Origin of the sequence: Flavobacterium sp. (assembly GCF_028712645.1) — a bacterium.
GTDB lineage: Bacteria > Bacteroidota > Bacteroidia > Flavobacteriales > Flavobacteriaceae > Flavobacterium.
This window is the reverse complement of the sequence record NZ_JAQTPQ010000098.1, coordinates 1-12,265: the sequence shown is the minus strand read 5'-3', so window position 1 is coordinate 12,265 and position 12,265 is coordinate 1. Positions and strand designations below refer to the sequence as shown.

The 12,265-nt window shown below is 29.8% G+C and carries 11 protein-coding genes; all 11 read left to right on the top strand.

All coding sequences use genetic code 11. The annotated features are described in order from the left end of the window. Window positions 1–453 (top strand): hypothetical protein (locus tag PHC28_RS09050; RefSeq protein WP_300099001.1); only part of this gene is annotated, 453 nt, incomplete at its 5' end. A 5-nt stretch (window positions 454–458) separates the two neighbouring features. Further along, entirely contained in the window at window positions 459–1,442 is a 984-nt protein-coding gene (locus PHC28_RS09045; protein ID WP_300098998.1) for a terminase family protein, read from the top strand. Beyond that, window positions 1,429–2,544 carry a hypothetical protein gene (locus PHC28_RS09040; protein ID WP_300098995.1) on the top strand — a complete coding sequence of 372 codons (1,116 nt, stop codon included), beginning with the start codon at window positions 1,429–1,431 and terminating at the stop codon, window positions 2,542–2,544. The genes PHC28_RS09045 and PHC28_RS09040 overlap by 14 nt, the downstream gene beginning before the upstream one ends. A gap of 37 nt (window positions 2,545–2,581) precedes the next feature. Continuing rightward, entirely contained in the window at window positions 2,582–5,467 is a 2,886-nt protein-coding gene (locus PHC28_RS09035; RefSeq protein WP_300098992.1) for a phage tail sheath subtilisin-like domain-containing protein, read from the top strand. A gap of 11 nt (window positions 5,468–5,478) precedes the next feature. Beyond that, window positions 5,479–6,084: a hypothetical protein gene (locus PHC28_RS09030; RefSeq protein WP_300098989.1), complete on the top strand. Its 606-nt coding sequence runs from the start codon at window positions 5,479–5,481 to the stop codon at window positions 6,082–6,084. Window positions 6,085–6,180: 96 nt separating this feature from the next. Beyond that, complete coding sequence (locus PHC28_RS09025; RefSeq protein WP_300098986.1) at window positions 6,181–7,707, top strand: portal protein; 1,527 nt, start codon at window positions 6,181–6,183, stop codon at window positions 7,705–7,707. Window positions 7,708–7,750: 43 nt separating this feature from the next. Then, window positions 7,751–8,467, top strand: coding sequence for a hypothetical protein (locus tag PHC28_RS09020; protein WP_300098983.1), 717 nt, complete (start codon window positions 7,751–7,753; stop codon window positions 8,465–8,467). 4 nt (window positions 8,468–8,471) lie between these two features. Beyond that, on the top strand, window positions 8,472–9,128 hold the full coding sequence (locus PHC28_RS09015; protein ID WP_300098980.1) for a hypothetical protein: 657 nt from the start codon (window positions 8,472–8,474) through the stop codon (window positions 9,126–9,128). Window positions 9,129–9,138: 10 nt separating this feature from the next. Further along, on the top strand, window positions 9,139–10,101 hold the full coding sequence (locus PHC28_RS09010) for a hypothetical protein (RefSeq protein ID WP_300098977.1): 963 nt from the start codon (window positions 9,139–9,141) through the stop codon (window positions 10,099–10,101). Window positions 10,102–10,143: 42 nt separating this feature from the next. Beyond that, window positions 10,144–11,478, top strand: a complete 1,335-nt coding sequence (locus tag PHC28_RS09005) for a hypothetical protein (RefSeq protein ID WP_300098974.1) — start codon at window positions 10,144–10,146, stop codon at window positions 11,476–11,478. A 140-nt stretch (window positions 11,479–11,618) separates the two neighbouring features. After that, on the top strand, window positions 11,619–12,265 hold a 647-nt coding region (locus PHC28_RS09000), incomplete at its 3' end, for a hypothetical protein (protein ID WP_300098971.1).

Sequence of the window (12,265 nt, the reverse complement as noted above, 5' to 3'; positions counted from 1 at the left end):
AAGATCAAGTGGGGTATTTTTTTAATGGAATATTTTCAATCAGATTTTTTTGATTTAGTTGACTTAACTATCAAAATAAATAAAAACAATAGAAATATTGAAGCTTCTTATTTATTACCCCTAGACACATATTATCATGAATATTGTAGTATTGATATAAACTTAGGTAGACAAACAGGAAAAACTTCTTATATCAAATCACATGCAAATTTTAATAGTTTAGTTATATCCCATAGAATTACGGATAAAACTAAAAAGAATTATATGTACTGTTCGCATCATCATTTAAATGAAAATAGTAATGCGTTCAGAGGAATAAGTTTGAGACATATTGATACCGTTTATATTGATGAGGGTTCATTCTTATCAAAACAACAAAGAAAAAATCTATATGCAAATATTGCGATATGTTCAAATCATAAAAAAGATATAACATTCGTATTTTTAGGGTAAGTTGAATGGAAAAATTCACGGATGAATTTGTTATTTCTGAGTGGGAAATTGATACACCAGATGGTTGGAAGGATATTTTAAAAATATTCAAAACAATTGAATATGAGATTTTTGAAATTCAATTATCAGATGGTAAACAATTAAAATGCGCAGATGAACACATCGTAATCAACGAAAATAATGAACAAGTTTTTATTAAAGATTTGATTGTTGGAGATAATATCAAAGTTAAAGAAGGTATATCACAAGTCATTTCGATAAAACAAACTGGTACATATGAACAAATGTACGATATTGAAATAGATTCTGATGAACATGTATATTATGGTGATAATATTTTAAATCATAATACTACGACTACTGCCGCATATATTCTTTATGAAATAATCTTTAATCAAAATCCGGTTCATGCGGCAGTATTAGCGAATAAAGGTTCAACTGCGAATGAAATTTTATCAAGAATAAAAAGTATGTTTGAAGAACTCCCTTGGTTTTTAAAACCAGGGGTTGTTGAATGGAATAAAGGTTCAATCGAATTAGGAAATGGTTCAAAGGTATTAGCCGCTGCCACTTCATCTAGTTCGATAAGAGGAAAAAGTATAAGTCTATTGATGCTAGATGAATTGGGTCATATTGATAATGATTTTGAATTTTATGAAAGTACATATCCTGTAATTTCATCAGGGAAGAAAACGAAAGTAATTATTACTTCTACACCAAAAGGAATGAATTTATTTTATAAACTTTGGTCAGACGCAATAGATAAAAGAAATGGATTTCTACCGTTAAAATTTTTATGGGATGCTCATCCAAGTAGAGATGAAACTTGGAAAAATGAAACAATAAAAAATGTATCTAGAAGAACATGGGATCAAGAATTCGAGTGTGTATCTGGTGATACAATTATAAATATAGATAATGAATTTATTCCTATTACTACTCTATACGAAAAATTAAATATTATAAATAATAAAAATGATAAAATATAATACTAATTATACTATAGCAACGAGTAATTGTCTAGAATCTTTTTTAGGTATCAAAAAGATAACCAGAAACAGTTATATCCACTTGAAATTTACTAATTCTTCGGAGCTAAAATGTTCAGAAGATCATAAAATAATGACTGATAGCGGATTTAAAAGTGCAAAAGATTTAAAAAAAACTGATTATATTGAAACAATTGATAACAAAGGGTGTTTCATAAAATCAAAACGAAGGATAAGAAAAAAAATTGAATTATATGATATTATTGATTCAGGTATAAATAATACATATTATACGAATGGAATATTATCACATAATTGTGAATTTTTTGGTTCTTCTGGTACATTGATTTCTGGTCCAAAATTACAAGTTCTTTCTTTCAAAGATCCTCTTGAAATAAGAAAAGAAAGTTTAAAAATATATGAATTACCGTCTAAAGATAAAAGCTATGTTGTAATAGTTGATACAAGCGAAGGAATGGGAAAAGATTATTCTGCTATTTCTGTTATTGATGTTACTGAATTACCTTATAAACAAGTTGCTGTTTATAGAAGAAATGATTTGATTCCAATGATATTCGCAGATGAAGTTTTTCATATATGTAAATTATACAATGAAGCTTTTTGTATGGTTGAAAATAATTCAGTTGGAGCAATCGTCGCGAATATATTATTTTATGAATATGAATACGATAATATGTTACAGTCTGGCAATAAAAATGGTGAAACTATAGTTAACACTAAAAGTGTTGGTTTAAGACAATCACCAAAAACTAAAGCTATTGGTTGTGCAACATTAAAAACATTGATTGAAAGTGATTCGTTGATATTATATGATTTTGATACGATAACAGAGCTTAGTTCTTTTATTAAAAAAGGCAGTTCTTATGAAGCAGAAAAAAATAAAACTGATGATATAGTTATGACCTTGGTGATGTTCGCTTGGTTAACAACACAACCTTATTTTGAAGATTATACGAATACGGATATAAAGGGAGCCATTAGAGCTAATTATGCTAAAATGGATGAATATAATTCATTGATATTTGGTTTCTTCAATAATGGTATACCAGAAGAAATAATAGATTTAACAATGATTAAATAATAAATAATTAGGATATATAACAAAAAGGAGTTTATACATGGCTACAAATCTTTTAAGCCCTGGAACAGAAGTCAGAGAAATTGATTTATCAGAAGTGATTCAGCAAGAACCAATTAGTGCTGGAGCATTCGTCGGGCAATTTACCTGGGGTCCAGTTGGCGTCCCAACAAGAATCTTCAATACAGATGAATTAGAATCATTCTTTGGAGCACCTACAAACGGAAAATTTAATACAGTTGATAATAGAATTGACTGGTATTCAGCTGCAAACTTTTTAGATTATTCAAAAAATTTAAAAATAGTTAGAGAAATTGCTGCTGGTGGACATTGCGCGAATGCTGTCGCTAATTATTCTGGTACAAAAATTGTAGTTAAAAATCAAGCGGATTTTATTACAAAATTCAATGATGGAGCTGCAACACCAGATTATAATAATATCGAATTCGTTGCAAGATATCCTGGAAAACGAGGCAATAGTTTACGTGTTTCTATTGCAGATTTCAATACATTTGATAGCTGGGCATATAAAAAATATTTTAGTAATAAACCAGGCACAAGTGCATATGCAAAATCTCGTGGTGTTGAAAATGATGAAGTACATGTTATCGTTATCGACGAAGACGGTGTATTCAACAAATCAAAAACTAAAGGTTATATTTTAGAAAAATTTGCATTCAAATCAAAAGCTATTGATGCTAAAGATTCTCAAAATAAATTATTATTCTTTGGTACTGTTATTAATACTGAATCAAAATATATCAGATATTTCTCTCAACCAAATACTTCTTATTTCAGTAATTCTGATAGAATTACTGATGTTTATATCGTTGCTGATGTAGCTAAAACGAATTCACAAAATGATTATTTTAATCAAAATGGTGTTTGGGTAACAGTTGATAATACTGGTACAAATGGTACAGATTTACAAGTTGTTCCTGTTTTTGGTCAATCAACATCTAAAATAGTAGATTTAAATATTACTGCTAGTTCAGGTTATAGTCCATCTGATACAATCGTTTTCAGTGAACCTTCTATTAAAGGTGAATTGATTGTTGATGGTACTGGTGCAATTACAGGGATCTTAATTAAAAGTTATGGTTCATTACCAGCTGTTGGTACAGTAATTACAAGTACAATTACTGGTGCTGCAACAACTGAAACTGGTGAAGTTAAATTCTTGAATCAAACTTCTGGTAAAACAATTACATTAGCTGGTTTAACCGCTACTATTGGTACTTCTGGTGCAACCGATGCTGAAATAGCTACTGCATTTATTAGCGGTCTTTCAAGCGCGAATGTAACTATCAGCGGTACATTAACTGGTTGGACTGTAAGTGCTGGTAGTGATACAACTAGAGCATTATTTACTTCAACAACTGCTAATACAAATGTTGCTGATTTAGCTAAAACTGGTACTGGTACAATTGGTGGTATTACAAAAGTACAAGGTAATGCTGGTACAGGTTCTGGCGGTGTTGTTTCAGGTACTGTTGTTTCAGGTGATAATAAAATCATTGGTTTTAATATCACAAATTACGGTAAAGGATATACAAGTGCACCAACTATTACTGTTCATTCTCATGAAGGATATGCAACTGAAGTAAGCGGTATCGTACACTTAGAAAGCAAGAATTTTTCTGTTAGACGTTTAGTTATTACTAATCCAGGTTTAAGCTATTCTGTTGGCGATATTATTACAATTAGTGATCCATCAAATGGTGTACCAGCAACAGCTTTCGTAAATAGTGTTGGTGTTTCAGGTAATATTTTAAGTGTTAGTATTGCAAATCCTGGTTCTGGTTTCGTTAAAGTTCCTACAGCGGTCGTTAAAAGTACAGCTGGTACAGGAGCGCAAATTACTGTTGAATTAACAACAACAAATATCAATGAAGCTTCTTTCGGTACTGATGATTGGGGCAATACTGTAAGGTATTTAGGACTCGATGGAACAGAAAAACCAAGTAAATTTAAGAGATTATTGAAACAATATGATGTTCGTCTAACAACTGGTAAAGATGATTATGTTAATGAAAGATTAACAACAAATGATTTGATTATTGGTTGGGATAGATTAAAAGATGCAAGTATTGACGATTCCAGCTTAATGTTCTTAGGTGATGCATCTGCAGAATTAGCAAATCATGTTATCGATAATATCGCAGAATTCAGAAAAGATTGTGTTGTTTTCGTTAGTCCTCCATTAAGTGCGGTTAATGATAAAAACCAAGCTGATGCAAGAACGGCTATTGTTAATTTCAGAAATTTATTAGGAACATCAAGTTATGCATTTATGGATAGCGGATGGAAATTGCAAAGAGATACTTATAATAACACTTATATTTGGGTACCATTGAATGCAGATATGGCAGGATTATGTGCAAGAGTAGATCAAACAAACGAATCTTGGTATTCACCTGCAGGTGTTACAAGAGGTCAAATATTAAATGTTGTTAGTTTAGCATTCAACCCTGATCAAGATTCTCGTGATTTGTTATATCAAAATAATGTTAATCCGATTATTTCAGTTAAAGGTGAAGGTACATATTTGTTTGGCGATTTAACACTGCAAGTTAAAGATAGTGCATTCAAGTGGATAAATGTTAGAAGATTATTTTTAGAATTAGAAAAAACCATTAAAGTATCTTCTAAACAACAAACATTTGAATTTAACGACATTTTCACTCGTACTCGTTTCGTTTCATTCAATGAACCATATTTACGTTCAGTTCAAGGTAGACGTGGTGTTTATTCATATAAAATAGTTTGTGATGAATCAAATAATACACCAGATGTTATCGATCGTGGTGAATTCGTTGCAAGTATATATGTTGAACCAGCTCGTAGTATCAATTTTATTACATTGAACTTCGTTGCAACAAGAACTGGTAGCGTTGGTTTAACAGAAATCGAATCAATTTCTTAAGGAGATAACAAATGGCAGTTAATTTAGGTATCCATGATTTTCTTTCTAATTTTAAAGGTGGTGCACGTCCGAATTTATATGCGGTCGTGTTATCATTTCCAACAGGATTAGGTTTGAATCTAGTAGATAAAAGCCAGAAATTGGCATATATGTGTAAAGCAGCTTCTATTCCTGCTTCAACAATGGGAAAAGCAGAAGTTTCTTTCATGGGTAGAAAAGTAAAAGTTGCTGGGGATAAAGATTATGATGATTGGGATATTACTGTAGTAAATGATGTATCATTTGATTTGAGAAGTGTATTTGAACAATGGCACGAAAAAATCAATGGTAATATCACTAACAGAGCAAATACTATTGCAGTGAACCCTTCAAATTATTATGCAACTGCAGATGTTTATCAATTAAATAAAGATGGTAATACATTAGCTCATTATAAAATTGAAGGTATGTTTCCAACAAGCGTAGCAGCAATTGAATTAGGTTTCGAAACCGTAGACACTATTGAAGAATTCGCTGTTACATTCAGCGTAAATCAATGGGCAAGAATCGGAATTACTAATTTAAACGAAATCAATTCAGAATTATCTGCATTGATTGCAAATACGAAAGTATTTTAAATATTTGGGGAGTTTATCTCTCCCCATTTTTAAATATATTTACTTTAAGTGTATTTAAAAATGTTATAAATATATCTTTTATTATAAAGGAATAAAATGGAACTTTTTGGTATATCTTTTGGAAAAGATAAAGAAGATAAAAAAATAAAAAGAAATGAACCAGTATTAAAAGCATTTGAAATTGAAGATACTTCAGCAACAGATGTATTAGCATACGGTAACGGTGGAGTTATAGCTTATGATTATAATAGTTCAACTGTACCAAATAATGAAGTTGAGTTAATTGAAAATTATAGAAGTTTAGCTAAATATGCCGAAGTAGATTTAGCTATTCAAGAAATACAAAATGAATTTTTAGTCCACGATGTACCTAATAAAAAAGCTATTGAATTAGATTTCAAAGATACGTCTAAAATATCAGATAATATAAAAAAGAAAATAAATGAAGAATATGATAATATCTATTCAATTTTAGATTTTAAATCAATTGGTAATCAATTATTTTATGATTGGTATGTCGATGGGAAATTATTTTTACATAAAATAATTGATGATGAAAATCCTAAAAACGGAATTCAAAAAGTAATTCAAATTGATCCTTGTAAAATCAAGAAAATACGTGTAATACCTCAAAAAGATAGAACAGGCATAACTGATATAAATAAGATATTAGAATATTATATTTATGTTCCATCAGTTGATAATATTTTTAGAGCGAATGAAACTGAATTAGGTAATGGATTAAGAATAAATGCTGAAGCAATATCATATATTGATAGTAATTTATATGATAAAAAAATGAAAATGGTTATTGGGGATTTAAATAAAGTTCTTATTCCATATAATAATTTAAGATTGATGGAAGAAAGTTTACTTATTTATAGAGTATCAAGAGCCCCTGAAAGAAGAGTCATTTATGTTGACGTAGGTAATTTGCCAAAACAGACAGCTGAACAATATGTTCAGAATCTGATGAACAGATTTAAAAATAAACTGGTATATGATTCTAAGACAGGATCTGTATTAGATAGAAAAAATATTCTATCGATGGTTGAAGATTATTGGTTACCGAGAAGGGATGGTAAAGGTACTGAAATTGATACATTACCAGGCGGCGAAAACTTAGGTGTAACAACTGATGTTGAATATTTTAGAAATATTTTTTATAAGACATTAAATGTACCATTCAGTAGATTTTCTCTTGATCAATCATCAGCATTTGTTTTTGGTAGAGCAGCTGAAATTGCTAGAGATGAATTTAGATTCAAAAAGTTTATAAATAAAAAGAGACAGCAATTCGTCGAACTTTTTTTTGATATACTTAGAACTCAGTTGATATTAAAAGGTATTATTACTGAAATAGAATGGGATTCAATATCGAGAGATATACAATGGATTTTTACTGAAGATAATAATTATATACAGTACAAAGAAACAGAATTATTAAATTCAAAATTAGAAACATTAGCTGCTATTGATCCATTCGTAGGTAAATATGTAGATAAAGATTTTGTATTAAAAACAATATTCAGATTCACGGATGAACAAATAAAAAATATGAATATCACTACACCAGAAGAAGATGCAAAAGCAGCAGCTGATATGGAAAGTGGTAATTTTTAAATTTTATAAATAAATTAAAGTTTACTATCTATAAGAGGGAATTATGACAAAATATATAGATGCATTAAAAAATAATGATACTACAGAATTTCAGAAATTAGTTGAACAAAAAATTTCAACAGTATTTCATAAATTGATGGAAAGTATCGAAATTGAAACAGAAACAGCAGAAGAAATCAATACAATCAATGATATCAATATCAATGCAGAAGGATTAGGAGCAACTGATATTACTTATAAAGAAGGTATCATGACTGTTTATCTAACAAATAAAGAAGGTGCTATTGAATTCGCATCTTATTTAGATGATAACGATAATGTTGAAAGTTATGAATTCAATATTTTACACGATGAAGATGAACCCGTTGAAGTTGGTGAAATTGATATTGAAGATATCACTGATGATTTAGGATATGAATTTGAATTTATTATAGAATTGGACCCTGAAATCGTAAATTATTCAGATGATTATACTAGCGATTCAGATTACGATGAATTATCTGAAAGTAAAAAGATAACTAAATTAAATGAATTAACTTTCAGAAAAGCTGTTAATAATTTAGGTAAAATCACTAAAAAGGCAGTATGCGGCCCAGGTCAAAAATTTAAAGATGGACATTGTGTTGCTATGAAATCAGCGGAAAAACAAGCTCGTAAAAAAGCTGGTATTCATGCAGCTAAAGAAAGACGTGGAATAATGGCTAAAATTGCGAAGAAAGTCGCAAGAGCTTCAATGTTTAGAAAACAAAAATTAGGTTAATTTTATGCAGTACTTAGTCGAATCGGTTAATGAAATTCGACTTTTAACTGAGGAAGCCACGGATGGTAAGCCTAAAAAATATTATATTGAAGGGATATATCTACAATCTGAAATCGTAAATAATAATGGAAGAGAATATCCAAAAGAAATAATGAAGCGCGAAGTTGATAAGTATATTAAAGAAAAAATTAACAAAAATCGCGCTCTAGGTGAATTAGGCCACCCAGCTAAACCAGAAATAAATTATGCTAAAGCAAGTCATAAAATAATTTCATTGGTTGAAAGCGGGAATGATTATATTGGTAAAGCAGTTATTATGAATACCCCACGTGGTAAAATCGTTAAAGGTTTGATGGACGAAGATGTTTGCTTAGGTGTATCTTCTAGAGCACTTGGTTCAGTAAAAACATTATCAAATGGCGTAAATAGAGTATGCGAAGATTTTATGTTAATAACCCCAGCTGATATTGTATATGATCCATCTGCACCAGATGCTTTTGTTACTAGCTTAATGGAAAATAAAGAATGGGTATGGCAAAATGGTATCTTAGTTGAACATGAGAAACAAATTAAAGATAATATAAATAAAGAAAGTAAACGTGGTTTAAACGAACAGAAACTATTAGAACTATTTAACAATATTCTAAACAAATACTATTAAGGGAGTAACAATGAACTTGGACGAATTAGAAATTACAGATGAATTGGCAAAACAATTGGAAGAAAGTATTTCTGAATTAATGAAACAACGCGAAGCTAAATTATTAGAAAGTGTTGAATCAGTAATTGCAGAAAAATTAACTCCTCAAATGCAAGTTAAATTCATGGCTCTTGTAGAAGAAAAAGAATCAGAAATGAAAGCGAAATTATCTTCTCAATTGAAATCTTTACAAGAATCTCATAAAAAAGAATTACAAAAATTAGCTGAAGAAAAAGATGCTGAAATTCAAGAATTAAAAGAAAGTATTGAATCTTATAGTAATTATGTTATTGAAGAACATGAACAGGAAATTCAAGCTCTTAAAGAATCAGCTGAATCTTATGGTGAATATGTATTAAAAGAATCAACTAAAAAGATTGATACATATTTAGATTATGTGGTTGAAAATTTCATCAAAGAAAATCAAGAAAAATTGGTAGAAAATTCAGAATATATTAAAATGAAACGTATATTTGAAGGCTTCCGCCAAACATTTAGTGGCGCAGCTTATGAATTAGATGGTAGTCCATTACTAGATGAGATGAAAACTAAATTAGAAGAACACAATGAAATGTATAATAAATTAAATAATGATTATGTTCAACTAAAAACAAATTATGATAAAGTTAAGCGTAAATTAGTGCAAGAAGAAGTATTAGATAAATATAATTTATCCGACGCACAAAAAGAAAGAGTTATCACTTTAGCCGAAAAAGTTAATTTTAATTCTATCGGTGAATTTGAAACAGGTTTAACTATGATTATCGAAGAAGTTTCTTCAAATAAAGAAAAAATAACCAAATCTGTTGAAAATCAAATCAATAATTTACTGATCAATGAAAGTGTTCCAGTTAGACAAACTCAACCAGTAAATGATGATATTATGCAAAGATATATCATGGAATGTGAAAGATTGACACCATATAAAATATAAATAATATAAATATATACGGAAATATTAAAAAAGGAGTTTTAAATGCAAATTCAAGATGCAAATAGAAACCAACAAATGTTGGTAGAAAAATGGAAAGGTGTTATTGATAACGAAAAGTTTGAACCAGTTACCAATATTCACAAAAGACGTATTACCGCACAATTGTTAGAAAACCAACATTCTTATTTACAAGAAGTTACTGCAAGCGGTAACATGGTAAACCAAGGTGGTACTAATACTGGTACATTTGATCCAGTTTTAATTCCATTAGTTAGAAGAATGGCTCCAAAATTAATCGCTTATGATATCTGTGGTGTTCAAGCGATGAATATGCCAACTGGCTTAATTTTTGCAATGCGTTCAACTTATCAAGATAATGCTACTCCAGGTTTACAAACTGAAGCATTATTCAATGAAGCTTCTACTTCTTGGGGTGGTGCAAATGCTGACGCAAGTATCCCTGGTACTTTAGCTGGTGGTAACGGTGCTGGTGCTTTCCCAATCAAAGAAACTCAAACCGGTGCAGTTGCTGATTTAGATGCTACCTTTACTTATGGTACTGGTATGACAACTACTCAAGGCGAAACTGAAACTTGGAACTCAATGTCAATGAGAATCGAAAAGACATTGGTTGAAGCAAAAACTCGTCAATTAAAAGCTGAATACAGCTTAGAATTAGCACAAGATATGCGTTCAGTTCACGGTCTTGACGCTGAAATCGAATTAACTAACATTCTTTCTACTGAAATCATCGCTGAAATCAATAGAGAAATCGTTAGAAAAATTTATATGGCAGCTAAAATCGGTGTTCAATGGACAGCTGGTATCGCTCATACAACTGGTACAGGTGCACCTGGTATCTTAGACTTACAACAAGATACTGATGGTCGTTGGTCAGTAGAACGTTATAAAGGTTTGATGTTCGCTATCGAAAGAGATGCAAACGTTGTAGCAAGAGAAACTAGACGCGGTAAAGGTAATATCTTAATCTGCGGTGCTGACGTCGCTTCTGCTTTAATGATGGTTGGTCTATTAAGCAACTATTCACCTAACTTACAATCGTTGAATGATTTAGTCGTAGACGTAACTGGTACAACTTATGCAGGTATGATCAACGGTCGTTATAAAGTTTATGTAGATCCTTATATGCAAGCTAACGCTTATGTAGTTGGTTTCAAAGGCGATAATGCATATGACGCAGGTTTCTTCTATTGCCCATATGTACCTTTACAACAATTCAAAGCAACCGATCCTACTAACTTCCAACCACAAATTGGTTTCAAAACAAGATATGGTATCGTTAGTAATCCATTTACTACATTATCTGATCATAGCAACGTTTATTACAGAAAAGCTATAGTGAAGAATTTGATGTAGTAAGTCATTGATTTATAAGGACTTTTTATTTTTAAGTTCTTATAAGGATAAATTTTAAAGGGACTTTTATAGTCCCTTTTTTATTGACAAATTTTTAGATAAATATTATAATTAAAAATTTTAATATTGAATTTTATTATATGAATATCAAAAATATAGCTTCTTCTATCCCTCATAATACCCATTATTTAAATAGATATTTAAAATTTATTAATTATTGTGAAATAAAAAACTCAAATAATATTGAATATTCATATAAAGAAAAACATCATATATTACCCAAATCACTATTTGAAGAATATGCAGATTTCAATAAATTTACTTGGAATAAAATAGAGCTTACTGCAAAACAACATATATTAGCTCATATAATATTATGGAAAACATTTGGTATAACTCAAGCTCAAGCATTAGAATGTATGCTACAAAATTTTAATTCTAATACAAATTCATCATCTTTATCAAATAGAAAAATACCTAGTAGAATGATATTAAATTGGTTAGCTAAATCAAGAGAAGATGCAAGTAAAAACCGAAGTATATTCCAAAAAGGTAAATCAACTTATAAAGATTCATCTGGGCAGAAATATTTCTTATCGAATGAAGATCCTTTAATTAGTGAATTACAGTTAGTTGGTAATAATCAAGGTAAAAAATTCAGTGATATAAGTAAAGAAAAATTAAGAAGATCAAAAGATAATAATAGAAAAATAACTTTATATTTTATGAATATTAAAATACGAGTTAAAGTTAATCATGAAAGTTATGATGCATATTTGTCACAAGG